Consider the following 26404-nt stretch of genomic DNA (forward strand, 5'->3'; position numbering starts at 1 on the left):
GGACGCGGCGGTCGTCGTGGTGAGTCCCGAGCCGGTGACGGTCGTGGCCCCCGAGGCGTCGGCCGAGCCGCTGGAGCAGCCCGAGTCCGCGCCCGAGGTCTCCACCGAGCCCCCGGCCCGCACCCGGCGGCGTGCCACCCGCAAGGCGACCGCCCCGGCCGGTTCGGCGGGTTCGGCCGATGCGGCGCAGGACGCGGCGGCGACCCCGGCCACCGCCGAGGCGCCGGCCGACGGTTCGGCGGACGGTTCGGCCGACGCCGAGGAGGCGGAGCCCAAGAAGCGGGCGCCGCGCAAGGCGGCGGCGAAGAAGACCGCGAAGAAGGTGGCCACCAAGAAGGCCGCGGCCAAGAAGACGACGACGGCAAAGAAGACCGCGTCGAAGAAGGCGTCTTCCGGCGCGGAGTAGCGCAGCAGCGCGAGGGCGCGATGCCCCTGCGGTAGGGGCGGGAGCGGGCGGGTGGGGGAGCGGACAGCCCCCGCCCGTCCGCTGCTTGACCCGGTCCTGGGACCGGCCCCGCGCCAGCCCGGCGCCCAGGACCGGTCCCGGGACCGGGTGAATTTGACCCTGCCGAAGGCACTCCGTAGTCTTGACCTTCGGCGTTTGTGCGCCTATCTCCTGAGCACATTCCTCCTGGTGGCCCTCGCGGGCAGCCGGGAGAGGCCCCCCGCGCGGTATCGGGACGGCTGGCATCAGGGGCCCGAACCGAGCGAGAGAGTGAGTTCCGCGTGTACGCGATCGTGCGTAGTGGTGGCCGCCAGCACAAGGTGGCCATCGGTGACATCGTCGAGGTCGACAAGATTCCCACCGGCAAGGTGGGGGACGCGGTCGAGCTCTCCACTCTGCTCGTGGTCGACGGCGACGCCGTCACCAGCGACCCGTGGGTGCTGGCCGGGATCAAGGTCGAGGCCGAGATTGTGGACCACCACAAGGGCGTGAAGATCGACATCCTGCGCTACAAGAACAAGACCGGCTACCGGCGCCGCCAGGGTCACCGCCAGCAGTACACGGCGCTGAAGATCACCGGCATCCCCGCCGCCGCTGCGAAGTAAGGGACTGAGGAGAGATGGCACACAAGAAGGGCGCATCGTCCACTCGGAACGGTCGCGACTCCAACGCTCAGATGCTCGGCGTGAAGCGCTTCGGCGGTCAGGTCGTCAACGCAGGTGAGATCATCGTCCGCCAGCGCGGTACCCACTTCCACCCGGGCTCCGGCGTCGGCATCGGCAAGGACGACACGCTGTTCGCCCTTGCCGCCGGCGCGGTCGAGTTCGGCACGAAGCGCGGTCGCCGCGTCGTGAACATCGTTCCGGCCGCCTGATCAAGGCGCCGTAGAGCGACAGAGCACCACCTCCGAGGGCGGACCCCGCTTCCTGGCAACGGGAAGCGGGGCCGCCCTCGGCGTGTTACACCGCGTGTGAGCGCGGTACGTTCCGGCACGATCCCGTATGTATCTGGAGGAAGCACCCATGACCACCTTCGTGGACCGCGTCGAGCTGCATGTCGCCGCGGGTAGCGGGGGCCACGGCTGTGCCTCCGTTCACCGGGAGAAGTTCAAGCCGCTCGGCGGCCCGGACGGCGGCAACGGCGGCCGGGGCGGCGATGTGATCCTGGTGGTCGACCAGGCCGTCACCACCCTGCTCGACTACCACCACAGCCCGCACCGCAAGGCCACCAACGGCAAGCCCGGCGAGGGCGGCAACCGCTCCGGCAAGGACGGCACGGACCTGGTGCTGCCGGTGCCCGACGGCACAGTCGTGCTGGACGCGCAGGGCCGTGTGCTGGCCGACCTGGTCGGCCAGGGCACCACATATGTCGCCGGCCAGGGCGGGCGCGGCGGCCTCGGCAACGCGGCGCTGGCCTCGGCGCGGCGCAAGGCGCCCGGCTTCGCGCTGCTCGGCGTGCCGGGCCAGGCGCAGGACGTGGTGCTGGAGCTGAAGACGGTCGCCGACGTGGCGCTGGTCGGCTACCCGAGCGCCGGCAAGTCCTCGCTGATCTCGGTGCTGTCCGCGGCCAAGCCGAAGATCGCCGACTACCCCTTCACCACGCTGGTCCCCAACCTCGGTGTGGTCAACGCCGGTTCGACCGTCTACACCATCGCGGACGTCCCCGGTCTGATCCCGGGCGCGAGTGAGGGCCGGGGCCTGGGGCTGGAGTTCCTGCGGCATGTCGAGCGCTGCTCGGTGCTGGTGCACGTGCTGGACACCGCGACCCTGGAGTCCGAGCGCGACCCGCTGACCGACCTCGATGTCATCGAAGCGGAGCTGCGGGCGTACGGCGCCGGGCTGGAGGACCGGCCGCGGCTGATCGTGCTCAACAAGGTCGATGTGCCCGACGGCCTGGACCTGGCCGAGATGATCAAGCCGGATCTGGAGGCCCGCGGCTACGACGTCTACGAGGTCTCCGCGGTCTCGCACGCGGGGCTGAAGGAGCTGTCCTACGCGCTGGCCCGGATCGTCGCCGAGACGCGCGCGGCCCAGCCCGCCCAGGAGTCCACCCGTGTGGTCATCCGCCCGCAGGCCGTGGACGACGCCGGCTTCACCGTGGAGCACGAGGGCGACAACCTCTACCGGGTCCGCGGCGAGAAGCCCGAGCGCTGGATCCGCCAGACCGACTTCGCCAACGACGAGGCCGTCGGCTACCTCGCCGACCGCCTGGCCCGGCTCGGTGTCGAGGACGCCCTGCTGAAGGCGGGCGCCCGGGCCGGCGACGGCGTGGCCATCGGCCCGGACGAGGACGCGGTCGTCTTCGACTGGGAGCCGTCGCTGGCCGCGGGCGCGGAGATGCTCGGCCGCCGCGGCGAGGACCACCGCTTCGACGCGCCGCGTGCGGCGGTCACCCGCCGCCGCGACAAGCAGGCCGAACGCGACGAGTCGGACGAGGAGTTCCGCGGGTTCGACCCGTTCAAGTAGCCCCGGGCCGGCGGTGCGCCTCGTCCGGGCCGCGGCCGGGCGAGGGCACCGGGGGCGCGGACCCGTTGACGCGGCGCACTCTCTTCCGTCAGCGTGGGGCGGCCCGGTGCGCGCCGTGGCGGCGTCCACCGGGGCACCGGCGAAAGTTCAGGCAACGGTGCCGGGACGCGCCAGGAGAGTTCACCCCGGTGTGAGCGACCGAAACCGGCAAATACTACGCTGGGACGTCTGAAAGCCGATCAGAAGCGAGGGTCCTTGATGGCACGCGTCAGCGTCGTCGTGATCACCTACAACGACGCCGAACATGTCACCGCGGCCGTGGAATCAGCCCTCGCCCAGGGCAGTTCGGTCGGCGAGGTCCTCGTGGTCGACGACTGCTCGACCGACAACACCGTCGAGGTACTGGCCCCGCTGCTGGCCGGCGAATCCCTGGTGCGGCTGCTGCCGCGCACCACCAACAGCGGCGGCTGCGGCACCCCGCGCAACGACGGGATCGGCGCCGCCGCCTTCCCGTACCTGCTCTTCCTCGACAGCGACGACATCATGCCGCCCGGCACCGTGGACGCCCTGCTGCCGCTGGCCGAGCGGCACCGCGCCGATGTGACGGCCGGCAAGGCGGTCCGCCGTGAGCTGCCCGGCGGCCGGGAGACGGTCTGGGCGCCGGAGATCTACGACAAGACGGCCGGCGCCACCCTGCCCGGCAGCGTTCTCGAGGGCATCGTGGACCACCCGGAGCTGCTCTGGGACACCTTGTCGGTCAACAAGCTCTACCGCACCGCCTTCCTGCGCGACCGCCGGCTGACCTTCCCCGACGGCGCTTTCCACTACGAGGACTTCGTCTTCGTCGCCCGCCTCTACGCCGCCCGGCCGCGGATCGTCTTCACCGACGCGCCGGTCTACATCTGGAACGTCAGACGGCAGGCGCCGCGGCTGTCCATCTCGCTGCGCCGGGCCGACATCACCAACTGGCGGCACCGGGTGGCGGCCCACCGCGGCGTGGTCGACACCTTGCGGGACGCCGGCGCCTACGGGCTGGCCGAGGCGGCCCAGGCGAAATTCCTCGACTACGACCTGCCCATGTACATCCGGGAGCTGCCGCAGCGCTCCGCGGCCTATGTGCGCGACTGGTGGCGGGCCACCCGGGACTACGTGGGCGGGTTCGACCGGGAGGGCGTGGCGCTGGCCTCGGTGCCGGCCCGCTGGACGGTCCGCGCGCTGACCGCGCCGGGCGCCGACGAGCCGGAGCCGGGGGTGGCCGGGATCGGCCGGCTGGTGGAGCTGGCCGCCCGCCCGCCGCGGCTGATCCCGCCGTACGGCACGCTGGCGCCGCCGGAGCTGGCCGAGCTGGACACGGACGAGCTGCCGGTCGCGGTGGACGCCCGGGTGCACACCGGGACCCACACCCGGCTGGACCTGCGGGTGCACGAGCTGTACGGACGGCTCGCCGCGCTGCACCCGGTGGCGCTGCGGGTGGAGCTGACCGAGCGCGGCAGCCTGAAGCCCGCGATCAGCGTGGAGGGCCCGCTGGTGGGGGAGGGCGACGGCTGGACGGCCGCGCTGCGGCTGAACACCGCCGACCTGGCCCGCGGCGGCCGGCTCGCCGTCTGGCACGTCCGCGCCGAGATCCGCTACGCGGGCACCGACCGGCGCACCCCGGTCGAAGTGCGGGCCGCCGACGGCCAGGAGGCTCGGCGCGGCGCGGTGGTCCGGCCCACCGGCCAGGTGCTGCTGGTGCAGACGCACATCACGGCCGGCCGCGCGCTGATCCTGCGGGTCGCCGACGGGATGCAGGGCGCCAAGCGGGTGGCCAGCGGTCGGCTGCGCCGGATGCTGGGCCACTGATCTTCATGATTTTCTGATCATCTTCACAGGCGACGGACAGAAAATAGTCCCAATCTGGACCGTTGGGGCCGCCTTGGCCTACCGTTCACCGAACGATTGCACGGCGCTGACCGGCACGCTGCGAAAAGGTTGACCGCTTAACCATGGCGATACGAGGCATACGGACAGACGTGAGTTCCCTGCCCCTGCCCAAGCGCCTGGACTCGCTGACGAGCCTGCGCTTCTTCGCCGCCTTCGCGGTGTTCACCTTCCACTTCACCGGCACCGGTGGGGAGACCGGCTTCGGGCGGGTGCCGGTCCTCTTCCCCTACTCGATGATCGGCGGGCAGGGGGTCACCTTCTTCTTCGTGCTCTCCGGCTTCCTGATGATGTGGGTCTTCAAGCCGCACGAGCACCCGGGCGTCTTCTACTGGCGCCGGGTCGGCCGCATCTGGCCCGCCCACCTCGTCAGCCTGCTGCTGGCGATCTACGCGTACTACATCATGGCCCACCTGACGATCGACTGGCCGAGCCTGATCCTGTCGGTGTTCCTCGTGCAGACCTGGCCACCGCACGTCTACCCGACGCTGCCCGGCAACGAGGTCACCTGGACGCTCAGCGTCGAGCTGCTCTTCTACCTGCTCTTCCCGCTGCTGGGCCGGCTCGCCGACCGCTGCCGCACCCGCTGGCTGGTGGTGGCCACCGCGCTCGGCCTGGCCGGGATGTGGCTGACCAACTGGATCGCCGCGGTCAACGCGACCCCGGCCACCGCCGGCTGGATCATGCGCCTGCCGGTGGTCTACCTGCCGGAGTTCCTGCTCGGCATGACGGTGGCCACAGCCGTCCGGCGCGGCTGGCGGCTGCCGCTGCGGCCGGTGGTCCCGGTCCTGCTGCTGGCGGCCTACGTCGGCTTCTACTACAAGGGCCGGCCGCAGCTGACCCTGGGCGCGATCCAGCAGGTGGACTACACCGAGCGGCAGGCCGTCGCGATCTTCTCGGTCCTGATCATCCTGGCCTTCGTGCAGCGCGAGATCCGCGGGCTGCGCGGCGTGCTCAACACCCGGCCGCTGGTGCTGCTCGGCGCCTGGTCGTACTGCTTCTACCTCGTCCACCACTCGCTGAGCCGGATCGCCACCTACATCTGGGGCCGGCTGCCCGACAACAACTGGGCGCTGCTCGGCGTGCTCGCCGTGGGCGTGGTCGGCAACGTGCTGGCCTGGCTGCTGTTCCGCTACGTCGAGGAGCCGGCCGAGCGCTGGATGCGCCGGCACACCCCCAAGCGGTGGCTGCCGCCGCCCGTCCCGGAGCAGGCGAGCCCGCGGCTCCCCGCGCCCCGCCCCGAACCCGAGCCGTCACCTGAGCCGGCACCCCAGCCGGCGAACCGCTAGCGGTCCGCCGGCGGCCGTCCTCAGCGCTCCAGGAAGGCGAACAGCTCCTCCCAGCGGCGGGTGATGGACTCCGGGGTGTAGCGCTGCACATTGCGCCGGGCCAGCTCGCCCATCCGGTCCCGCTCGTCGCCGTCGTTCATCAGCCGGACCAGCTGGCGGGCCAGCTCCGAGGTGTTGCCCGGGCGGGCCAGCAGCCCGTCCACGCCGTCCTCGATGATCTCGTGCACGCCGGGGGCGCAGTCGAAGGCTGCGCACGGCAGCCCGCAGGCCATCGCCTCCAGCAGCGCCAGCGGGAAACCCTCGCCGCGCGAGGACTGCACGAACACCGAAGCGGCCCGCAGCGCCCCCGGCACGTCGTTCGTCTGCCCGGCCCACTCGACCGAGTCGTCCAGGCCCAGCTCGGTGCACTGCCGCTTCAGCGACCCCTCCAGCTCACCGGCGCCGGTGATCCGCAACCGCCAGCCGGGCACCCGCGGCGCCGCCTCCGCCCAGGCGTCGAGCAGCATGTCGATGCCCTTTTGATGGCTCAGCCGGCCCACGCTCGCCACCACCTTCTCGGTGCGCGGCGACGGCACCTCGGGCATCATCGGCAGCGGGTTCGGCATGAAGCCGACGTTGTTCAGCCCCCGGCCCGCCCACAGGTCGGCGTCCTCCTGGGTGAGCAGCACCAGCCGGTCCACGTCCCGGTAGTACTTCTCCACCCGCTGGAAGCGCGAGGACTGCCGCGAGTACTCGTACGACTCGTGGCTCATGCCGATCACCGGGTGGCCCGCGGTGTCCGCCAGCTCCACCCACTCCATCGCCCACACCTGGGTGACGATGATCATCGCGCCGGGGCCGGCCGCCCGGAACAGCGCCGACAGCTTCTCCGTGCTCCGCCGGACGCCCCTGTCGCGGGCCGACTCCTGGCGGCGGGCGCCCAGATTGGCCCGGCCCAGCAGCGACCTGGGCCGCCACCGGGCCGGCGGCCGCACGTCGTAGAGGGTCACCGCGTCGAACGGCGGGTTGGCGCCGAGGTCCATCGGGACCTCGGGCGGCGCGATGCCGATCACGGTCACCCGGTGGCCGCGGGCCGCGAACAGCCCGGCCATCTGGGCCTGCCAGCGGGCCACTCCGCCGAGCTCGTTGACCTCGTTGGCGACGAACAGGATGTCGCGCGGGGCGGGGTCGACTGCGGGCTGTGTCATCGGGTGGTCCCCCCTGCCGGGCCGAAGAAACGGTCCGCGATGCGGGCCGCCGCGTCGCCGCGGTCGAACTCCCCGTAACGGGCCACGAAATCCCTCACCTGGTCGCCGTACTTGGCCCGCACCGCATCGAGGTCGGACAACGTCGAGAAAAGCTCCTCCTGGGTGCGCGCCACCGGACCGGGCGCCTCTTCCAGCAGGTTGAAGTACGTGCCGCGGATGTCGTGCGCGTACTCCTCCCAGTCGTAGGCGTAAAAGACGATCGGCCGCCCCAGCAGCGCGTAGTCGAACATCACCGAGGAATAGTCGGTGATCAGCGCGTCGGAGAGCAGCAGCAGCGGGGTGATGTCCGGAACGGCGGTGACATCGATCAGCCGGCCGGCCACCGACGGCGGCAAGGTCACCTTGTTCAGATAGTGCGAGCGCACCAGCAAGGTGACGTCGTCCCCGAGCCGGTCGGCGAACGCCTCGACGTCGAAAGGCGATTCGAAGGCCTGCACCTTGCCGTCGGCCGCCGCCCGGAAGGTGGGCGCGTAGAGCAGCACCGGCTTGCCCGGCCGCAGCTTCAGCTCCTTGGCCAGCGCCCGCACCTCGGGGGCCGGCTCGGCCGCGTCCTTGCCGCGCACCAGCGCGTCGTTGCGCGGGTAGCCGGTGCGCAGCAGCTTCTCGGCCGGCAGCCGGTAGGCGCGGGCCAGGGTGCGCACATCGTGCTCGGACCGCACCACGAAGTGGTCGAAGCGGTCCAGCGCCCGCTGGTAGTCGTGCTGGTCGCCCTCGGACATGATCCGGTACTTCGGCTCGTCGAAGCCCATCCGCTTCAGCGCCGAGCCGTGCCAGGTCTGGATGTAGGTGGTCTCCGGCCGCTTGGTGAGCTTCAGCGGGTAGCCCTGGTTGTCGATCCAGAACTCGGCCTGGGCCAGCGCCCGCAGGTACTTCCACGACCAGCGCTCCACCAGCTCGACGCCCTCGGGAAAGGCGGACGTGGGCGTCTTGCCGTCGTAGGACCAGATGGCGTGGATCGGGGCTCCCCGGCGGCGCAGCTCCTCGTAGAGGGCGCGGGGGCTGTCGCTGTACTGCTTGCCGAGGTGGCTCTCGAAGACGACGGTGCCCTTGCGGACCGGCAGCACCCGGAGCATCCGGTGGTAGCCCTGGATCTTGGCCGGCCCGGAGTCCAGGCGGCGGCGGGCACCGCGCGCCGTGCGCAGCACCGACTTGGCGGCGCGGGCCGGCGGGCCCTGCAGATTGCGGTCCAGCAGGGCGCGCCCGACCTGGGCGGTCCGGCTGTGCTGGGCCAGCACGAAGGCCAGGTGGCCCTTGGCGGACACCTCGGGCTTGAGCCGGTCGGCGGTGGCCCGGGTGAGCAGCGGGCGCACCACGATCGCGCCGGCGTGCTCCAGGTCGGTGTTGCCCGCGGTGATCTTGCCGGTGGTGGTCTTCCCGTCGGCGGTCAGCCGCAGCCGTACGTCCCACACCTCGTCGAGGATGCCCAGCGGCCGCAGCATCCTGCGCACCGGCACCTCGGCGTGCCAGCTGATGAACTCGCCGTCGTGGTGGACGGCCGGCACCGGCACCCGGTAGGTGCGCAGGCTGCGGCGGCGGGCCTTGAACTCCAGCTCGGCGGTGATCGCCGCGGTCGGCGGGACGATGCCGAGCGGGTTGACCACCCGGCCGTCCAGCACCACCCCGGAGGCGTCCTCGCGGTAGCCGGTCAGTTCGTCCCGCAGCGACAGCGCGTTGATCGGCACGCTGTGGTAGCCGCGGTCGGTGACGTCCAGCAGCGCGCGGGCCGCCGGATCGTCCAGGTGGTCGGCGCACCAGTAGACCCGGCCGTCCCGCTCGGCCAGCGGCGAGGACACCTTCCGGCGGTTGATCAGGGTGTCGATGGCCGGCATGAGATTCGGCCAGTCCTCCTGGAGCAGCAGATAGCCGCAGATCGCGTGGATCGGGTCCAGCGCGTCGAACGCCTGCTGCGGGAAGTCCCGGGTGTAGCCGTTGGCCATCTCGGCGAAGCGGTGCCGGTAGTCGTCGTCCAGGAACGGCAGATCACGCAGATAGAGGACCAGGTCGTGCTTGAGGAACTTGATGTCCTTGTGCAGCCGCAGCGCGTCCAGACCGCGGCGCTGCAAGATCGCGTCCACCCGGCGGTGGATCTCCAGCCGGTCGGCGAAGTTGTTGATCTCATGGCGCCGGTTGCTGATCGATTTCGCCTCGGTCTTCTCCACCACATTCCAGTAGTAGACCGTCTGCGGAATCAGCGTGATGCGTTCGGCGGCCAGGTATGCCTGCGCGGAGAAGAGCAGGTCTTCGTAGTGAATTCCACTGGGAAAGGTGAGCCCCTTGTCGAGCAGGAATTCACGGCGGTAGCACTTGTTGGTGGAAAGGGTGTCGAAGACGAAGAGGTCCGGCAGTTCGGCGATGCTGTCGATCGTCCGGGTACTGCGGTAGAGCCACGGATACCACTCGACGCGCTTGTTGTTGCGATGGTCCACATGGACCCGCACGCACTTGCCGGACACCAGGTCCGATCCGGTCCGGTCGGCCGCGTCCAGCATGTTGCGGCAGGCGTGCCGGTCCAGGATGTCGTCGCTGTCCAGGAACATCACATAACGGCCCCGCGCCACCTGGATGCCCTGGTTGCGGGGTTCGCCGCAGCCGCCGCTGTTCTGCGGCAGCCGGATGGCCCGGACCCGGTCCGGGTCGGCCGCCTGCAGTCGCTGGGCGACCTGGAAGGAGTCGTCCGTCGAGCAGTCGTCGGCGATGATGACCTCGACATTGCGCAGCGACTGATCGAGAACGGACTGCACAGCCGTCGGCAGCCGTGCGGAGTCGTTGTAGACGATAACGACAACGCTGATGTCCGGTGTGGTGCCGGTCATCTCCTCAGCCGCGTTGGTCATTCTTGGCACAGCCACCTCTGGTCGGAATTACGGTCTTCGACAGATTCCTAGCGTATCCCACGCAAGTCACCGGCTGTTCAGCGTCCCGTCACGGATCGTTCAAGGGTTCGGACCTGCGCGAGGCGAAGCGCGGGTCAATGAACACCGTCCGGGCCTTGGGTACGATGACGGGCATGACGTGGTTGATCACCGGCGGTGCGGGATACATCGGCTCACATGTGGCGAAAGAACTGGCCGCGGCCGCCGAGCAGGTCGTCGTGCTCGACGACCTGTCCACCGGCGATCCGGGGCGGCTGCCCGACGGCGTGCCGCTGGAACGGGGCACGGTGCTCGACCTGCCGTTCGTCACCGAGGTGATGGAGCGGCACGCGATCACCGGGGTGCTGCACATCGCCGCGAAGAAGCAGGTCGGCGAGTCGGTGCAGCGCCCGCTGCACTACTACCGGGAGAACGTCGAGGGCCTGCGGACCGTGCTGGAGGCGTCGGTGGGCGCCGGAGTCGAGCGCTTCCTGTTCTCCTCCTCCGCCTCGGTCTACGGCATGCCGGACGTGGAGCTGGTCACCGAGCAGACCCCCTGCCTGCCGATGAGCCCCTACGGCGAGACCAAGCTGGCCGGCGAGTGGCTGGTCGACGCGGCCGGGCGGGCGCACGGCATGGCCACCGCCGCGCTGCGCTACTTCAACGTGGCCGGCGCCGCCGCCCCCGAACTGGGCGACCCGGGTGTGTTCAACCTGATCCCGATGGTCTTCGAGCGCATCGAGGCCGGGCAGCCGCCGTTGGTCTTCGGCGACGACTACCCGACGCCGGACGGCACCTGCGTGCGCGACTACATCCACATCGCCGACGTGGCCTCCGCGCACCTGGCCGCCGCCCGCCGGCTGGTGGTCGACTCCTCCGCCCGCCTCACCTTGAACATCGGCCGCGGCGAGGGCGTTTCGGTCGCCGAGGTGATCGAGATGATCCGCAAGGTCACCGGCCGCCTCGACATCACCCCCGAGGTCGTCGCCCGCCGCCCCGGCGACCCGGCCCGGGTGGTCGCCTCCGCCGAGCTGATCGGCGACGAGCTGGGCTGGACCGCCCGCTACGACCTGGAGGAGATGGTGGCTTCGGCGTGGGCCAGCTGGCGCCAGCGGCACTAGGCCGTGTCTGACAGATAGCGCCGTCCGCCCGCAGGGCGGGGCCCCGCGGCGTCTGGTGCGTGCGATCGCAAGGCGGTGGGGGCACCTCCCAGCGATAGCTGGGGGAGGGTGTCCTCGTAGTGGGCTACTCGGACGACCCCGACAACGCAGCGAGCGCGCGTGCCAGACGCCGCGGGGCAGGCGGGATTTGTCAGACACGGCCTAGCCGTTGCGCCGGGCCGCGTTGGGCTCGGCCGGGGCCGCGCCACCGGGCCGGGGCACGTGCGGTGCCGGCCGGCCCCGGTGGCGGCCTGCCTCAGTCCTGCATCTCCTCGGTGACGTAGCCGCGCAGCCAGTCGCGGAAGTCCGGGCCGAGATCCTCGCGTTCGCACGCCAGCCGGACGATCGCCCGCAGATAGTCCGCCCGGTCCCCGGTGTCGTAGCGGCGGCCGGTGAAGACCACGCCGTGCACCGGGCCGCCCTCGTCGTCGCGCTCGGCGAGCACCCGCAGCGCGTCGGTCAGCTGGATCTCGCCGCCGCGCCCGGGCGCGGTCTTGCGCAGCACCTCGAACACCGCCGGGTCCAGGACGTACCGGCCGATCACCGCGTACGACGACGGCGCCTGCGCCGCCTCCGGCTTCTCCACCAGGCCGGTCACCCGCACCACGTCGTCGTCCGAGGTGGGGACGATCGCCGCCGACCCGTACAGGTGAATCTGCTCCGGGTCCACCGCCATCAGCGCGACCACGCTGCCGCCGTACTGCCCCTGGACCGCGATCATCCGGGCCAGCAGCGGGTCGCGCGGGTCTATCAGGTCGTCGCCCAGCAGGACGGCGAACGGCTGCTCCCCGACGTGCGGTTCGGCGCAGAGCACCGCGTGGCCCAGACCCTGCGGGGCGCCCTGCCGCACGTAGTGCATCGTGGCCAGGTCGTTGGACTCCCGGACCTTGGCCAGCCGGGAGGCGTCGCCCTTGCGGGTCAGCGCCTCCTCCAGCTCGTAGTTGCGGTCGAAGTGGTCCTCCAGCGGCCGCTTGTTCCGCCCGGTGATCATCAAGACGTCCGACAGGCCGGCCGCGACCGCTTCCTCCACCACATACTGGATGGCCGGTTTGTCCACCACCGGCAGCATTTCCTTCGGTGTCGCCTTGGTCGCCGGCAGGAATCGGGTGCCCAGGCCCGCCGCGGGGATGACGGCCTTGGTGACGGGGTGGGGATGTGGCGACATGGGAATCCTCGCGGGGCGGAAGAACGGGCCGGTGTGCGGTCGCCTGGACGCTACCGTGCGGTGGGCTCCGCCGCCGCCCCGGGTCGCCCCCGCCCCCGCCCGACCCCGCCCCCCACCGGCCACCCGGCCCGCCCGGCCCCGCGAGCGCCGTCGTGTCTCGCCGCGCAGTTCCCCGCGCCCCTTTGGGGCGCGTTTTTGTGCGGTGGGGGGTGGCAGGGTTCGTCCGGGTGCTGAGCGCCGTCGTGGCTCGTCGCGCAGTTCCCCGCGCCCCTTTGGGGCGGGCTCTTCCTCCGCCCGAGCCCGGCCGTGCCCCGCAGGGGCGCGGGGAACTGCGCGGGCGACGGGTCACCGGCCTGTGGTCCGGCGGCGACGGGGACGCCCCCGCCCCTGCGGGTCGGTGCCCCGCAGGGGCGCGGGGAACTGCGCGGGCAATCGGTCACCGGCCTGTGGTCCGGCGGCGACGGGGACGCCCCCGCCCGTGCGGGTCGGTGCCCCGCAGGGGCGCGGGGAACTGCGCGGGCCGGGTGGGTGCGGGGGGCGGACCGCGGGGGTGGGGGCCGGTGGGACCGGGCGGCGAGAGCCGCTGGCGTTCGCGTAGATTGAGCGCCGGGTCTTCCCAACGGCTTTGAGGAACAGGTAGTGACAGCGGCGGCGGCACGGCAGGACGTGGTGGAGGCCCGCAGGGTCGTGGTCAAGGTCGGCTCCTCCTCGCTGACCACCGCGGCCGGCGGCCTGGACGCGGACCGGGTCGACGCCCTGGTGGACGTCCTCGCCAAGGCCCGCGCGCAGCGCGAAGTCGTGCTGGTGTCCTCCGGCGCCATCGCCGCCGGCCTCGCCCCGCTCGGCCTGGCCGAGCGCCCCCGCGACCTCGCCCGGCAGCAGGCCGCCGCCAGCGTCGGCCAGGGCCTGCTGGTCGCCCGCTACACCGCTTCGTTCGCCCGCTACGGCATCCGCGTCGGCCAGGTGCTGCTCACCTCCGACGACGTCGCCCGCCGCGCCCACTACCGCAACGCCTACCGCACGCTGGACCAGTTGCTGGCCATGGGCGCGCTGCCCGTCGTCAACGAGAACGACACGGTGGCCACCGACGAGATCCGGTTCGGCGACAACGACCGGCTCGCCGCCCTGGTCGCCCACCTCGTGCACGCCGACCTGCTGGTGCTGCTCTCCGACGTCGACGGCCTGTACGACGGCGATCCGCGCGCCCCCGGCAGCAGCCGGATCGACGAGGTGACCGGACCCGGCGACCTCGAAGGGGTCTCCATCGGCAGCGCCGGCAAAGCCGGCGTCGGCACTGGCGGGATGGTCACCAAGGTCGAGGCGGCCGCGATCGCGACCGGCGCCGGCGTGCCCGTCGTACTCACCTCCGCGGTGCACGCCGCCGACGCGCTGGCCGGCCGGCCCACCGGCACCTTCTTCCACCGCACCGGCAAGCGCTCCGCGGACCGGCTGCTGTGGCTGGCGCACGCCTCCACCCCGCGCGGGGCGCTGCGGCTGGACGCCGGAGCGGTCCGCGCGGTCACCGAGCGCGGCGGCTCACTGCTGCCGGCCGGTCTCACCTCGGTCGACGGCGAGTTCGTGGCCGGCGACCCGGTGGACCTGCTGGACGAGTCGGGCCGGGCGGTCGCCCGCGGCCTGGTCAACTTCGACGCCCGCGAGCTGCCCCGGCTGCTCGGCCGCTCCACCCGGGACCTGGCCAAGGAACTCGGTCCCGCCTACGAGCGCGAGGTCGTGCACCGCGACGATCTCGTGCTGCTGCGTCCGTGAACGCGCTCCCCGCGCCCTCCTGACGTGCTTCTTGTCCAAAACGGCCCCGCCGCCTGCCGGAGCCTGCTCAACTTGATGAAGACCCGATGCCCAGGAACGGCCGCACCGGCAGTCGCGGACGGAGCCCGGGAACATCACCCACAGGGAGGCCGCCGGTGAAACGAGGGCGCCCAGGGCCGTTGTCCAGGGGTTCGGCGGAGCGCGCTCTGGTCAGTGTCGACAGCCCCGCGACCGACGGCGAGGTCGGCGAGATCACCGACACCGACGACGACGGCACGCAGGCCCGGCCGCAGGAGGAGCGCCCGGCCACCCGGCTGTGGCACATCACCTTGAACGTCTCGGGGCCGCGCACCCCGCTCCCCGAGGTCAGACGCGGCCTGGAACAGCTCGCCAACGACCACCCCTTCCTGCTGACCAGCCGCTACGCCACCGACCACGCCGAGATCCGCTACTGGGAGGAGGCTCGCGACCTGCACGACGCGGCGGCCATCGCGCTGCGGCTGTGGGGCGAGCACCGGGCCACCGCCGGACTGCCGCCGTGGGAGACGGTCGGCCTGGAGGTCATCGACCGCGGCACCTACCACCAGCGCCTCGCCGAGGGCTACGGCCCGCCGCCCGCGGTCCCGGTCGGCGTGCACCCCTTCTGACCAGCCGGACCTGCGACCCCGCGCAGGCGCTGTTTCCGGCCTTTCCCGGCCGCGCCGGTCCGGGCCCCCGGCCCCGCGCTGGCCCACTAGGCTGCACCCATGACGCTGCCCTCGCCGCTGCCCAAGTCGCCCGTGATGCTCGCGGCCTACCGGGCCCGCGCCGCCGCCGCGGACCTCGGACCGCTGCCGCGGGCGCCGAAGGACGACGCGCTGCTGGCCATCGCCGACGCCCTGGTCGTACGCACCCAGGAGGTCCTCGCCGCCAACGCCGAGGACGTGGCCCGGGCCCGCGCGGCCGGCACCGGCGAGGCGATCATCGACCGGCTCACCCTCACCCGGGAGCGCATCGCCGCCATCGCCGCCGACGTACGCCATGTGGCGTCGCTGCCCGACCCGGTCGGCGAAGTGCTGCGCGGCTCAACCCTGCCGAACGGCCTGGACCTGCGGCAGGTCCGGGTGCCGCTCGGCGTCGTCGGCATCATCTACGAGGCCCGCCCCAATGTGACCGTGGACGCCGCCGCGCTGTGCCTGAAATCCGGCAACGCGGTGCTGCTGCGCGGCTCCTCCTCCGCCTACGCCTCCAACACCGCGCTGATCACGGTGCTGCGTGACGCGGTGGGCGGCGCCGGACTGCCCGCCGACGCCGTCCAGTTGGTCCCCGGTGAGAGCCGGGAGTCGGTCACCGAGCTGATGCGCGCCCGCGGCATGGTGGACGTGCTGATCCCGCGCGGCGGCGCCGCCCTGATCCGTACCGTGGTCGAGGGCTCCACCGTGCCGGTGATCGAGACCGGCACCGGGAACTGCCATGTGTACGTGGACGCCGACGCCGATCTCGACATGGCCGTGGACATCCTGGTCAACTCCAAGGCGCAGCGGCCGAGTGTCTGCAACGCGGCGGAGACCCTGCTCGTGCACCGCGCCGTCGCCGACCGTTTCCTGCCCCGCGCGCTGAACGCGCTCGCCGAGGCCGGCGTCACCGTGCACGGCGACCCGCGGGTGCTCGCCGTCGCCGAGTCCTCCGGCAGCAAGGCCACCGTCGTCCCGGTCACCGCCGAGGACTGGGAGACCGAGTACCTGTCGTACGACATCGCGGCCGGCGTGGTGGACTCCCTGGAGGCCGCGGTCGAGCACATCCGGCTGTGGTCGTCCGGGCACACCGAGGCCATCGTGACCGGCTCGCAGCCCGCCGCCCGCCGCTTCACCCAGCTGGTCGACGCGGCCGCGGTGATGGTGAACGCCTCCACCCGCTTCACCGACGGCGGCCAGTTCGGCTTCGGCGCGGAGATCGGCATCTCCACCCAGAAGCTGCACGCGCGCGGACCGATGGGACTGCCGGAACTGACCTCGACCAAGTTCATCGTCACCGGCGACGGTCACACCCGCTGACCGGCGTCACACCCGTATCCAGGCGCCGCACAGCCGGTCCAGGGACCGCACGGATTCCCCTGCCCAAAGGGACGACTCGCGCATTACTCTGAACAGATGCCGGACGATGACGAGTTCGCCTCCCTGGTCCTCGACGAAGATTTCGTACGGTCCGCACTGTTCCATGAGCCCACCGCCCGGGAACGTATGCTGGCCGTCGCCGAACGTCCCACGCCACCGCCCGGCAGGCCAGGGCGGCACCGCAGCGCGCCCGCCGCCCGCGCCGACGACGGCGCGGCCCTGTCCCCCGACGAGCTGTACGCGGCCGGGCACCCGTACCGCGGCAGCAGCACGCGCTGGCACCGTCCGGTCGCCTGGGCACTGGCGGTGGTGATGGGCATCGGGGTGGTCGCCCTCGCCTTCGCCGCCGTCTACCGCGGCGCGGGCAATGCCCGGCAGCCCACCGCGCCCCCGCCCTCCAGCGGTCCGGTCGACACGCAGCGGCTGCAGCCGGTCCTCACCACCCCTTCGCCCTGAGCCGGTGTCAAGTTGACCGGCACCGGAGAGGTTCTTCCCCTGCTCACCGACTTAACCTGGTGATATGAGCGGGTCTGCAGACCCTCCCGAGGGCACCCCGGAGGGCGCCTCGGGAGGCGGCGAGGACGAGTACCGGTCCGTCGTCTTCGACGAATCGTTTGTGCGGGCTGCCCGGATCCAGGAATTCTCCGCCCAGGAACGCCTGGACGGGGCGCCGCGGGCAGTCCGTATCCGGCATGTGCTGCCGCGCGGCCTGGCCCGGCAGGCGATGGTGCTGATCCTGCTGATCACGCTGGCTTTCGGCTTCGCCGTCTACATGGGCGTACGCCACCCCTACCGGGCCGCGGCCCCCGGCATCGGCGAGCAGCTGCGGGTGACGCTGATCCCGCTGGTGCCGCTCGGCCCGGTGCCCGCGGTGCCGGCCGCGGCGCCCTTCGCCGACGGGACCGCCGCGAACTACAAGATCGGTGTCCAGGGCCTGGTCCTGCCGCCGCTGCACGCCGTCGGCGACTTCGCGCGGAGCGAGGTCCGGCAGGCCTACGCCACCGCCACGACGTATCTGGCCGACTCGGGCATCGACCGGGACACGGTGATCGGCGACGACGTACGCAAGGTGCGCGACCTGCTGGCTCCCGGGCAGCTGGCGCAGTTCGACTCGAGCCTGACCAGGCCGTCCGACGACGGCCGGCACGCGGCCACCGGCTGGCTGGTGCGCTTCGACCCGGCGGCGCGGGTCACGCTGGTGGGGTCCGTCCGGGTGCAGGGCACCCTGGACGCCACCGAGACCAGCGACAACCAGCTGGAGGTCAGCAGCGACCACACCTTCGTCTACGCGCTGCGCGGCCCCGACACGGCGGCCGGTACCGCGTCGCTGTTCACCGTGCGGCGCCAGCTGCGCTTCCGCTTCGACCACCAGGACCTGGAGCATCACCAGGTCGAGGTGGTGGAGGCCGACGTGGCGGCCGGGCCGCTGCCGTGCAGCAACCCGGTGCAGGGATTCCGCCCGATCCTGGCCGGCGCCACCGCCCCCGGCCCGGTCGCCGGCGCCGACCCGTACGACCGCGGCCGGCCGGTGGGCGCGGTGTGCGCGCCGCTCAGCTCTCCGGTGGCCGGTCCGCCGGCGGCGCGTCCGGGGAGTCCGACCCGTTCGACGAGCCTGACGACCCTGACGAACCCGATGAACCCGATGAACCCGATGAGCCCGGTGTCTGCGCGCCCGCCCCGGTGAACCGGTCGCGCAGCTTGCCGCCCAGGTCGCCGGCCCCGCTGGACAGGTCCCGGATCAGGCCCATCAGCGGGTCCTTGCTCTGCTTCACCGTGTCGGCGTAATGCTGCGCCGATTCCTTGAAGGAGTCGCTGACCGAGGTGTCCTTGTCCTCGGTGCGGCGCGGGTAGTGGCCGTCCATCAGCCGCTGGAAGTCCCGGGAGCCGGACCACTTGCGCAGCTCGGCGGCCCGGACGGTGGTGAAGGGGTGGCTGCGCGGCAGCACGTTCAGGATCTTCAGCACCGAGTCGCGCAGATCGCCGGACGCCTCGTACTCGTCGGCCTGCTTCAGGAAGGCCGCCACGTTCATCTCGTGCAGGTGATTGCCGCCGGCCAGCTTCATCAGGCCGCGCATCGACGCCTGGACGTCCTGGCCGACCAGCAGCCCGGCCCGGTCCGCGGACAGCTCCGACTTGCGGAACCACTCACGCAGCGCCGTGACCAGCGCCAGCACCGCCAGATTGCCCAGCGGGATCCAGGCCACCCGCAGCGCCAGGGTGGTCAGGAACAGCAGGATGGTGCGGTAGACCGAGTGACCGGACAGCGCGTGGCCCACCTCGTGGCCGATGACCGCCCGCATCTCCTCCTCGTCCAGCAGCTCCACCAGACCCGTGGTGAGCACGATGATCGGCTCGTCCATGCCGATGCACATCGCGTTCGGCACCGGGTTCTGACTGACGTACAGCAGCGGGGACTTCTCCAGGTCCAATATGTAACAGGCGTCCCGGAGCATCGCGTTGAGATGCGCGAACTGCTCGTCGCTGACCCGGACCGAGTCCGACAGGAACAGCAGCCGCAGGCTGCGCTCGGGCAGCAGCCCGCTCAACGCCTTGAAGACGGTGTCGAATCCGCTGAGCTTGCGCAGCGCGACCAGCGCCGACCGGTCGGCCGGGTGCTCGTAGGCCCGCGAGGAGATGTCCGGGAAGCGGCGGCGGTTGCGCGCGGGCAGCTTCTCGATATTCACCTGCTCGGTGGCCGGTGGGTCCTGCGGGCCGCCCTTCGATCCGTCGTTCGGTTCGTCCTGCGGTCCGTTCGATCCGTTCGGTTCGGACATTCTGGCCCAACCCCCTGCTAGCCAACCGGTTCATAGTGCTGGACGCGCGGAGCCGACGCGAAGTTCCCCCGCGCCCGCCCGTACGATGTGCCCAGAGTCTCACCGCCCGTCCCCGAGTAAGCAAAGGGTCCCGCTGACCATGTCGCCCCTCGCAGCTTCCGCCCTGACCACGCTCGCCGAGTCCGGCGGCGGCAATCACCCCAGTCTGAGCCCGTTCGCCACCGGTTTCGGCGCGCTCGGCGTCCTGCTGTTCCTGCTGTGGATCGTCACCCGCTTCAACCGGGACTAGCATGTCCGCCGGAAAGCAGCGCATCGGTGTGATGGGCGGTACGTTCGACCCCATCCACCACGGGCACCTGGTGGCCGCGAGCGAGGTGGCCAGCCTCTTCCACCTCGACGAGGTGGTGTTCGTACCCACCGGGCAGCCCTGGCAGAAGGAAGACCGCAAGGTCTCGGCTGCCGAGGACCGCTACCTGATGACGGTGATCGCCACCGCCTCCAATCCGCAGTTCTCGGTCAGCCGCAGCGACATCGACCGGGCGGGACGCACGTACACCATCGACACCCTGCGGGACCTGCGGGCGGAGCACCCGGCGGCGGACCTCTTCTTCATCACCGGCGCGGACGCCCTCTCGCAGATCTTCTCCTGGCGCGACGCCGAGGAACTGATCTCCCTGGCGCATTTCATCGGGGTGACACGTCCGGGGCATACGCTGTCCGACCCGGGCTTCCCCGAGGGTGGGGCGTCATTGGTGGAGGTCCCGGCACTGGCGATCTCGTCCACCGACTGCCGTCAGCGGGTGGCCAAGGGGGATCCGGTCTGGTACTTGGTTCCGGACGGTGTGGTGCGCTACATCGACAAACGCGCGCTGTACCGGGACGCGACCGGGTAGCGGCGTAAAAAAAAGACACGAAGGGGTTCCTCGTGAACGACGCAAACCCCCGTTGGCAGTATGCCGAGGGCGGTCCCGACAACGAGAGTGACCCTTACGCGCAGGAGCCTTACTACCAGCAGCAGCCCTACGGTTACGACGCGTACGGCAGGCCCCTTCAGCCGCAGCAGACCCCGCCGCAGCAGCAGCCGGCCCAGCACCCCCAGCCTTCCCCGCATCCGCAGCCGGGAAGCTACCCGGATCCGTACTACCAGGACCCGGCACAGACCTACGGCGGCCAGCAGCAGGGCGGCCAGCCGGGCGGCCCGCCCCCGGGCTGGATCCCGCAGCAGCCGCAGCGGCCCCACTACGAGCAGCCGCAGCAGCAGCCCCAGGCGTACGACACGGGGCAGCAGCCGCCCGTCTACGACACCGGCCGGCAGCCGGGCTACCAAACGGGCCAACAGCCCGTTTACGACACCGGTCAGCACCCGGTCTACGACACGGGCCAGCACGCCCCCGTGTACGACACCGGTCAGCACCCCGTCTACGACACCGGCCGGCAACCGATATACGACACCGGCCGGCAGCCGGTTTACGACACGGGGCAGCAGCCCGCTTACGACACCGGCCAGCAGCCGGTCCACGACACCGGCCAGCACGCCGTGTACGACACGGGCCGGCAGCAGCCGGTGTCCGAGGCCGGGCCCGGGTCCGGCCGCGAGGCCGAGGCGGAGGGCCGGCCGGGGCTGAATTACCACACCGAGCAATTCGCCTTCCTCGACGAGGAGTCGGAGGAGTCCGAAGAGGTCATCGACTGGCTGAAGTTCTCCGAGTCCCGCACCGAGCGGCGCGAGGAGGCCAAGCGGCGCAGCGGCAACCGCAAGCGCGGCCTGGTGCTGCTGGTGGTCCTCGCCCTGCTCGGCGCCGGCGGCTATCTGTGGCACGCCGGCAAGATCCCCGGCCTCAGCAAGGACAAGATCGCCCCGGTCGCCTCCGGCGGAGCCCAGAAGCGCGATGTGATCGTCGTCCACATGCTCCCGGTCAACGGCGGACCCAGCTCGACCGCGCTGATGGTCGACAACGCCACCAAGGGCCGCGGCACCACCGTGCTGATCCCCAACTCCCTCCAGGTCACCGCGGACGACGGCACCACGACCACGCTGGACAAGTCCGTGGCCGACGGTGTCGGCCCCACCCGCGACTCGCTCAACACGCTGCTCGGCACCGACATCAAGGGCAGCTGGCGGCTCGACTCGCCCTACCTGGAACTGCTGGTCGACTCCCTCGGCGATGTCCTGGTGGACACCAACACCGCGATCAAGGGCACCGGCAAGGCCAGCGGCACCACGCTGGTGCCCAAGGGCCAGCAGGAGGACCTGACCGGCCAGAACGCCGTGCTGTACGCCACCTACAAGGCCCCCGGCGAATCGCAGACCGACCAGCTCGCCCGCTTCGGCCAGGTCATGCAGGCGGTGCTGAAGAAGATGCCCAGCGACGCCGGCGACGCCACCAGGACCGTCCAGGGGCTCAGCCAGATCCTCGACCCCTCGCTGAACGACAAACAGCTCGGCGCCTCGCTGGCCGGCCTCGCCGAACTGGCCAAGACCGGCGCCTACGACACCGCGATGCTGGCCGTGCAGAAGGACGGCACGCTCAGCGCCCAGTCCACCGACAACGTGGTCAAGGACGTGCTCGGCGGCAACGTCAAGCAGTCCGCCGGCGGTACCGGCCAGGCCCGCGTCGAGATCCAGGACGCCACCGGGAACGCCAAGGCGGCCAATATCGCCCAGGCCGCGATCGTCAACGGCGGCACGTACGTGTACGTGTCCGGCGGCAAGGCGGCGAGCACCCGGACCCTGTCCGAAGTGCTCTACAGCGACCCGGCCCGACTGGCCGCGGCCAAGGACGTGGCCGCCACCCTGGGGCTGCCGGTCAGCGAGGTGAAGAAGGGCACGGTGCCGTCCAACGCGGACATCACGGTGGTCCTCGGCAAGGACTACAAGCTGCCGCCGTCCAACTGATCCGGCCGCGGAAGCACCCGGACGGGCCTGCCCGGACCCGTGCCGCCCCGACATGATCGGAAACGGTCGGGGGCTGTCAGACGGTCATGAGACCCTTGACCGACGAGCCCCCGACCCGAAAGCCGCTTCTGTGACCGCCACTGACCGCTCCATCGAGCTGACCCGCGCCGCCGCCCAGGCGGCGGCCGACAAGCTCGCGCACGACATCATCGCCTACGACGTCAGCGACGTGCTCTCCATCACCGACACCTTCCTGGTCGCCTCGGCGCCCAACGACCGGCAGGTCAAGGCCATCGTGGACGGCATCGAGGAGACCCTCCTCAAGGAGCTCGACGTCAAGCCGGTCCGGCGCGAGGGCGAGCGCGAAGGCCGCTGGGTGCTGCTCGACTACATCGACATCGTGGTCCATGTGCAGCACGCCGAGGAGCGGGTCTTCTACGCGCTGGAGCGGCTGTGGAAGGACTGCCCGGAGATCGAGCTGCCCGAGGAAGCGGCAGCCACCCGGGGCAAGGCCGCGGCCCACGAGCGTGCCAACGCCGCGGGCGAGGACGAGGGAGCCTGAGCTGAACGGCAGCAGGGGCGGCCGCGGCCGCCGGATCGTGCTCTGGCGGCACGGCCAGACCGCCTGGAATCTGGAAGACCGCTTCCAGGGCAACACCGACATCGAGCTGACCGAGACCGGCCTGGCGCAAGCGCGCCGCGCCGCCCGGGTGCTGGCCGCGATGAAGCCGGACGCGATCATCTCCTCCGACCTGCGGCGAGCCGCGGCCACCGCGGCCGAGCTGTCCGCGCTCACCGACCTGCCGGTCGAGCACTACGAGGGCCTGCGGGAGACGTACGCCGGTGTCTGGCAGGGCCTGACCCACTCCGAGATCGTCGGACGGTTCGGCGAGGAGTACGCCGCGTGGAAGCGCGGCGAGCCGGTGCGGCGCGGCGGCGGCGAGCTGGAGACCGAGGTCGCCGACCGGGCCGCGCCCGTGGTGCTGGGCGCGGCGGACAAGCTGCCCGACGGCGGCGTGCTGGTCGCCGTCTGCCACGGCGGCACCATCCGCACCACCATCGGCCGGCTGCTGGGCCTCGATCCGGTCAGCTGGGAATCGCTCGGCGGCCTGTCCAATTGCTGCTGGTCGGTGCTGGGTGAGGGCGTGCGGGGCTGGCGGCTCAACGAGCACAATGCCGGCAGCCTGCCGGAACCGGTGATCGGCGACGACACGTAGCGCTGCCGCGGGGCCGGCCCGGCCGGGCCGAGTTCAGAGGCGCTCCCGGGGGCCGGTGACCTCGCCGGTACCGGCCGGGTTCCGGCCTGGTCCGGGGGCGGTTCCGGCCCGGCCGCGGCGTGGTCCGGGGGCCACCGGAACGGATTTCGTTTCCGGTGCGCTCACCGGCTATGCTTCTTCTCGTCGCCGCGACAACCGGGCGGACGCGGGGCTGTAGCTCAGTTGGTAGAGCGCTTGCATGGCATGCAAGAGGTCCGGGGTTCAATTCCCCGTAGCTCCACGAAGGCGATGGGCGAGGTGTGTCTGCGGATTGCGCAGACCGTCTCGCCTTCGTCGTTTCTGCGCGGGCTCCGCCCGCGCGGGGCGGGGGCTTCGCCACCCGCACCCCCTCGGTCGGGCGGGGTGGGCCCGGGGGTTCGCGCACCCGGGGTCGGGCGGGGTGGGCCGGGAGGGCTGGGTGCCGCCTGGGTCGGGCGGGGTGGGGCGGGAGGGCTGGGTGCCCCCTGGGGTCAGCGGGGGAGCGGGATCTTCGGGTGGGCGCGTTCGGCGCGCTCCGCGATCATCGCCGACAGCGGGCGGCCGTGCAGCGTGCAGCCGATGATCGGGTCCTGCATCGCCCGCATCCGCTCGATCTGCAGGCGGTCCTCCTCGGCCACCGGCGTGTACGTCACGATCCGGTGCTCGGTCATGCCGTCGATGCTCAGCGAGATCGACGTCAGGTTCACGATGCCGATCACCGAGTGCCGGAAGACCTTCACCCGGCGGCCGGGCGCGGCCACGTCGCCGCTCGCCCACAGCCGCGCGAACCACGGGCTCTCGCCGGTGAGCCGGGCGATGAACGACTCCCAGGCCGGTTCGCCGACGTGGCGGCCGTAGGTCCTGCGCAACTGCGCCACCATCCACGGCAGCTCCTCGTCACGGTTGACGAAGGTGGAGCAGCACTGCGGCACGGTGAACAGCTTGTACAGCACATTGCGCTCGTCGCGCTCCACCACCGAGGTCATCGGCCACAGCGCCCGGTAGGTGGAGTTCGACGCCACCACGTCGTAGCGCGCGTTGTAGACCGCGGCCGGCAGCGGGTCCAGCGTCTCCAGCACCCGCAGCAGCTCCGCGCCGACGACCTGCTCGTCGGAGGCCGGTTCGCGCACGAACGGGATGCCGGCCAGCCGGTAGAGGTGCTCGCGCTCGGGGACGTCCAGCTGCAGCACCCGGGCCACCGCGTCCAGCACCTGCACACTGGCGTTGATCGGGCGTCCCTGCTCCAGCCAGGTGTACCAGGTGACGCCGACCCCGGCGAGCTGCGCGACCTCCTCGCGGCGCAGCCCAGGGGTGCGCCGCCGGAAGCCCGGGGCCACCCCGACATCCGCCGGAGTGAGGCGGGCGCGGCGGCTGCGGAGGAAGGCGGCGAGTTCGGTACGGCGGGCGGACGGGGACGGTGGCATGCTTCCATCCTCACGGACACCGGCACCGGCTGCCTGGTGCTCTCAGTACCAGGATCACTGGACTCTCGTTACCGGTACTGAGGTGGCCGCACGCTCATTGCATGAGCGATCACGTACTGAGCGGCGGATCCCCCGCCGTGGCCGTCCCCACTCCTTCGGCTCCGTCGGCCCCTGCCCACCGGGGCGGGCGTCCCGAGTCCGGCAGCGAAAGCCCCGGAAGCAGCGGTCGGGCCGGACCACGGTCCGGGCTGCTGCTCGCCACGATCCTGATGGGCCAGTTCATGGCCCTGCTCGATGTCTTCATCGTCAACGTCGCGGCCCCGACCATCCGCACCGATCTGCACACCTCGGGCGCCGGGCTGCAGCTGGTGATCGCCGGGTACACCATCGCCTACGCGGTGCTGCTGATCACCGGCGCGCGGCTGGGTGACCTGCTGGGGCACCGGCGGCTGTTCCTGGCCGGGCTGGCGCTGTTCACCGTCTCCTCGTTGGCCTGCGGCCTGGCCCAGAACACCGGCGAGCTGATCGGCTTCCGCTTCGCCCAGGGCACCGGCTCGGCACTGATGATCCCGCAGGTGCTGAGCCTGCTGCAGCTCAACTTCCGCGGCGAGGCCCGTACCCGGGCGATGAGCGTGTACTCGGCGGTGGTCGCGTCCGGCGCCGCGCTCGGCCAGTCGGTGGGCGGGGTGCTGGTCAGCGCCGACCTGTTCGGCTCCGGCTGGCGGCCGGTGTTCCTGGTCAATGTGCCGATCGGGCTGGTGCTGCTGCTGATCGCGCCGCGGGTGCTGCCCGCGGACGTGCGCAACGCGCCGGAGCGGCGGCGCGGCCTGGACCTGCCGGGGCTGACCTTGCTGGCCGGCGCCGTCACGCTGTTCACGGTTCCGCTGGTGCTCGGCCAGGAGGAGGGCTGGCCGCTGTGGGGCTGGGTGTGCCTGGGCCTGAGCGCGGTGCTGTTCGGGCTGTTCGTCGCCGTCGAGTCGCGGGTCGCCCGTCGCGGCGGGGCGCCGCTGGTGTCCGCCCGGGTGCTGCGGGCACCGGGCATCGCGCAGGCGATCACGGTGATCATGCTGTCCATGGCGATCAACGCGGGCTTCCTGTTCGCGGTGGCGCTGCATCTGCAGTCCGGCCTCGGCTTCAGCGCCCTGCGCACCGGGCTGACCTTCGCCGTCTGCGCGGTCACCTTCGGCGGGATCGGCCTGACCTGGCGGCGGCTGCCGGTGGCCTGGCGCCCGTGGCTTGCGGTGTCCGGGCTGCTGATCGCCGCCGTCTCGCTGGCCGGCCTCGGACTGGCGCTGCGCGGCGGCGGTGACGGCGGCGGCTGGCTCTACGTGAATCTGCTCGCTCTCGGCCTCGGCCTCGGGCTGGCCTTCAGCCCGACGTTCACACTGGCGCTGTCCAAGGTCGCGCCGCAGGACGCGGCCGACGCGAGCGGACTGCTGGCGACGGTGACGCAGCTCGGGCAGCTGATCGGTGTGGCGACGCTCGGCACGCTGTTCCTGAACCGGCTGGCGCTGCCGGGGGCGCACCCCTCGGTGCACGCGTTCAGCGTGACGTCGGTGGCGCTGGTGTGCGTCTCGGTCGCGGGCGCGCTGGCGGCGGGGGCCGCCGCGGTGGCGGGCGTCCGCCGGCGGGCCGCGCACTGATCTTCTCCGGGGCGGGCCGGGCCGGGCCG

Annotated in this window: 21 protein-coding genes, 1 tRNA gene and 1 pseudogene; 18 read left to right on the forward strand and 5 right to left on the reverse strand. The window is 71.9% G+C overall.

Translation table 11 applies throughout. The annotated features are described in order from the left end of the window. From GA0115240_RS37495 to GA0115240_RS33795, 6 genes and pseudogenes are all read left to right on the forward strand, one after another. A pseudogene (locus tag GA0115240_RS37495) lies at positions 1-406 on the forward strand (ribonuclease E/G); the annotation flags it as partial. A gap of 320 nt (positions 407-726) precedes the next feature. Further along, complete coding sequence (gene rplU, locus GA0115240_RS33775) at positions 727-1050, forward strand: 50S ribosomal protein L21 (RefSeq protein WP_093742748.1); 324 nt, start codon at positions 727-729, stop codon at positions 1048-1050. 14 nt (positions 1051-1064) lie between these two features. Beyond that, positions 1065-1319, forward strand: a complete 255-nt coding sequence (gene rpmA / locus GA0115240_RS33780; RefSeq protein ID WP_093742750.1) for a 50S ribosomal protein L27 — start codon at positions 1065-1067, stop codon at positions 1317-1319. 148 nt (positions 1320-1467) lie between these two features. Further along, a complete protein-coding gene (gene obgE, locus GA0115240_RS33785; RefSeq protein WP_093742751.1) occupies positions 1468-2910 on the forward strand; it encodes a GTPase ObgE in 1443 nt (480 codons plus the stop codon). Positions 2911-3168: 258 nt separating this feature from the next. Next, positions 3169-4752, forward strand: a complete 1584-nt coding sequence (locus tag GA0115240_RS33790) for a glycosyltransferase family 2 protein (protein ID WP_093742753.1) — start codon at positions 3169-3171, stop codon at positions 4750-4752. A gap of 170 nt (positions 4753-4922) precedes the next feature. Beyond that, positions 4923-6119 carry an acyltransferase family protein gene (locus GA0115240_RS33795; RefSeq protein ID WP_161302640.1) on the forward strand — a complete coding sequence of 399 codons (1197 nt, stop codon included), beginning with the start codon at positions 4923-4925 and terminating at the stop codon, positions 6117-6119. Positions 6120-6139: 20 nt separating this feature from the next. Here GA0115240_RS33795 and GA0115240_RS33800 read toward each other — a convergent pair whose 3' ends face one another. Continuing rightward, positions 6140-7306, reverse strand: coding sequence for a glycosyltransferase family 4 protein (locus GA0115240_RS33800; RefSeq protein ID WP_093742757.1), 1167 nt, complete (start codon positions 7304-7306; stop codon positions 6140-6142). Continuing rightward, positions 7303-10200, reverse strand: coding sequence for a bifunctional glycosyltransferase/CDP-glycerol:glycerophosphate glycerophosphotransferase (locus tag GA0115240_RS33805; protein WP_237555429.1), 2898 nt, complete (start codon positions 10198-10200; stop codon positions 7303-7305). The genes GA0115240_RS33800 and GA0115240_RS33805 overlap by 4 nt, the downstream gene beginning before the upstream one ends. 173 nt (positions 10201-10373) lie before the next feature. Between GA0115240_RS33805 and galE the strand changes: the two genes are divergently transcribed. Continuing rightward, on the forward strand, positions 10374-11339 hold the full coding sequence (gene galE, locus GA0115240_RS33810) for a UDP-glucose 4-epimerase GalE (protein ID WP_093742758.1): 966 nt from the start codon (positions 10374-10376) through the stop codon (positions 11337-11339). Positions 11340-11634: 295 nt separating this feature from the next. Here galE and galU read toward each other — a convergent pair whose 3' ends face one another. Next, on the reverse strand, positions 11635-12543 hold the full coding sequence (gene galU, locus GA0115240_RS33815) for a UTP--glucose-1-phosphate uridylyltransferase GalU (protein WP_093742760.1): 909 nt from the start codon (positions 12541-12543) through the stop codon (positions 11635-11637). A 666-nt stretch (positions 12544-13209) separates the two neighbouring features. Here galU and proB point away from each other — a divergent pair. The 4 genes from proB (at position 13210) to GA0115240_RS33835 (ending at position 16859) form a co-directional block, all read left to right on the forward strand. Then, positions 13210-14310, forward strand: coding sequence for a glutamate 5-kinase (gene proB, locus GA0115240_RS33820; protein ID WP_093742796.1), 1101 nt, complete (start codon positions 13210-13212; stop codon positions 14308-14310). A gap of 155 nt (positions 14311-14465) precedes the next feature. Then, a complete protein-coding gene (locus GA0115240_RS33825; RefSeq protein ID WP_093742763.1) occupies positions 14466-14957 on the forward strand; it encodes a hypothetical protein in 492 nt (163 codons plus the stop codon). A gap of 99 nt (positions 14958-15056) precedes the next feature. Further along, positions 15057-16343 carry a glutamate-5-semialdehyde dehydrogenase gene (locus GA0115240_RS33830; protein ID WP_093742765.1) on the forward strand — a complete coding sequence of 429 codons (1287 nt, stop codon included), beginning with the start codon at positions 15057-15059 and terminating at the stop codon, positions 16341-16343. Between the two features lie 96 nt (positions 16344-16439). Then, positions 16440-16859: an SCO2583/SCO2584 N-terminal domain-containing protein gene (locus tag GA0115240_RS33835; RefSeq protein ID WP_093742766.1), complete on the forward strand. Its 420-nt coding sequence runs from the start codon at positions 16440-16442 to the stop codon at positions 16857-16859. 1094 nt (positions 16860-17953) lie between these two features. On the opposite strand, the gene GA0115240_RS33845 is transcribed toward GA0115240_RS33835, so the two are convergent. Then, positions 17954-19177 (reverse strand): M48 family metallopeptidase, encoded by a 1224-nt coding sequence (locus GA0115240_RS33845; RefSeq protein WP_093742768.1) that lies wholly within the window; start codon positions 19175-19177, stop codon positions 17954-17956. Between the two features lie 139 nt (positions 19178-19316). On the opposite strand from GA0115240_RS33845, the gene GA0115240_RS37500 reads away from it, so the two are divergent. The 6 genes from GA0115240_RS37500 (at position 19317) to GA0115240_RS33875 (ending at position 23570) form a co-directional block, all read left to right on the forward strand. Then, the gene (locus GA0115240_RS37500) at positions 19317-19466 is read left to right on the forward strand and encodes a hypothetical protein (RefSeq protein WP_093742770.1); all 150 of its coding nucleotides are present in this window, start codon (positions 19317-19319) and stop codon (positions 19464-19466) included. A 1-nt stretch (position 19467) separates the two neighbouring features. Continuing rightward, on the forward strand, positions 19468-20070 hold the full coding sequence (nadD, locus tag GA0115240_RS33855) for a nicotinate-nucleotide adenylyltransferase (RefSeq protein WP_093742772.1): 603 nt from the start codon (positions 19468-19470) through the stop codon (positions 20068-20070). A gap of 32 nt (positions 20071-20102) precedes the next feature. After that, entirely contained in the window at positions 20103-22073 is a 1971-nt protein-coding gene (locus GA0115240_RS33860; protein WP_093742773.1) for an LCP family protein, read from the forward strand. Between the two features lie 130 nt (positions 22074-22203). Continuing rightward, positions 22204-22635, forward strand: a complete 432-nt coding sequence (rsfS, locus tag GA0115240_RS33865; protein WP_093742775.1) for a ribosome silencing factor — start codon at positions 22204-22206, stop codon at positions 22633-22635. A gap of 1 nt (position 22636) precedes the next feature. Next, complete coding sequence (locus tag GA0115240_RS33870; protein WP_093742797.1) at positions 22637-23290, forward strand: histidine phosphatase family protein; 654 nt, start codon at positions 22637-22639, stop codon at positions 23288-23290. Positions 23291-23497: 207 nt separating this feature from the next. Continuing rightward, positions 23498-23570: transfer RNA gene (locus GA0115240_RS33875), tRNA-Ala, on the forward strand. 229 nt (positions 23571-23799) lie between these two features. Here the strand turns inward: GA0115240_RS33875 and GA0115240_RS33880 are convergent. Further along, positions 23800-24732 carry a helix-turn-helix transcriptional regulator gene (locus GA0115240_RS33880; RefSeq protein WP_093742776.1) on the reverse strand — a complete coding sequence of 311 codons (933 nt, stop codon included), beginning with the start codon at positions 24730-24732 and terminating at the stop codon, positions 23800-23802. Between the two features lie 101 nt (positions 24733-24833). Here GA0115240_RS33880 and GA0115240_RS33885 point away from each other — a divergent pair, with 101 nt between their 5' ends. Continuing rightward, positions 24834-26375 (forward strand): MFS transporter, encoded by a 1542-nt coding sequence (locus GA0115240_RS33885; RefSeq protein ID WP_176725249.1) that lies wholly within the window; start codon positions 24834-24836, stop codon positions 26373-26375. The last annotated feature ends 29 nt before the right edge of the window (positions 26376-26404 follow it).

Source organism: Streptomyces sp. DvalAA-14, from assembly GCF_900091855.1.
GTDB lineage: Bacteria > Actinomycetota > Actinomycetes > Streptomycetales > Streptomycetaceae > Actinacidiphila.

Excerpts from the sequence above, each read along its gene's own strand:
- GA0115240_RS33800 (WP_093742757.1), bottom strand. The coding sequence starts at position 7,306 with ATGACACAGCCCGCAGTCGACCCCGCCCCGCGCGACATCCTGTTCGTC.
- GA0115240_RS33845 (WP_093742768.1), bottom strand. The coding sequence starts at position 19,177 with ATGTCCGAACCGAACGGATCGAACGGACCGCAGGACGAACCGAACGAC.
- GA0115240_RS33805 (WP_237555429.1), bottom strand. The coding sequence starts at position 10,200 with ATGACCAACGCGGCTGAGGAGATGACCGGCACCACACCGGACATCAGC.
- GA0115240_RS33880 (WP_093742776.1), bottom strand. The coding sequence starts at position 24,732 with ATGCCACCGTCCCCGTCCGCCCGCCGTACCGAACTCGCCGCCTTCCTC.
- obgE (WP_093742751.1), top strand. The coding sequence starts at position 1,468 with ATGACCACCTTCGTGGACCGCGTCGAGCTGCATGTCGCCGCGGGTAGC.
- GA0115240_RS33790 (WP_093742753.1), top strand. The coding sequence starts at position 3,169 with ATGGCACGCGTCAGCGTCGTCGTGATCACCTACAACGACGCCGAACAT.
- GA0115240_RS33835 (WP_093742766.1), top strand. The coding sequence starts at position 16,440 with ATGCCGGACGATGACGAGTTCGCCTCCCTGGTCCTCGACGAAGATTTC.
- galU (WP_093742760.1), bottom strand. The coding sequence starts at position 12,543 with ATGTCGCCACATCCCCACCCCGTCACCAAGGCCGTCATCCCCGCGGCG.
- galE (WP_093742758.1), top strand. The coding sequence starts at position 10,374 with ATGACGTGGTTGATCACCGGCGGTGCGGGATACATCGGCTCACATGTG.
- GA0115240_RS33885 (WP_176725249.1), top strand. The coding sequence starts at position 24,834 with ATGAGCGATCACGTACTGAGCGGCGGATCCCCCGCCGTGGCCGTCCCC.
- GA0115240_RS37500 (WP_093742770.1), top strand. The coding sequence starts at position 19,317 with ATGTCGCCCCTCGCAGCTTCCGCCCTGACCACGCTCGCCGAGTCCGGC.
- nadD (WP_093742772.1), top strand. The coding sequence starts at position 19,468 with ATGTCCGCCGGAAAGCAGCGCATCGGTGTGATGGGCGGTACGTTCGAC.
- rpmA (WP_093742750.1), top strand. The coding sequence starts at position 1,065 with ATGGCACACAAGAAGGGCGCATCGTCCACTCGGAACGGTCGCGACTCC.
- GA0115240_RS33830 (WP_093742765.1), top strand. The coding sequence starts at position 15,057 with ATGACGCTGCCCTCGCCGCTGCCCAAGTCGCCCGTGATGCTCGCGGCC.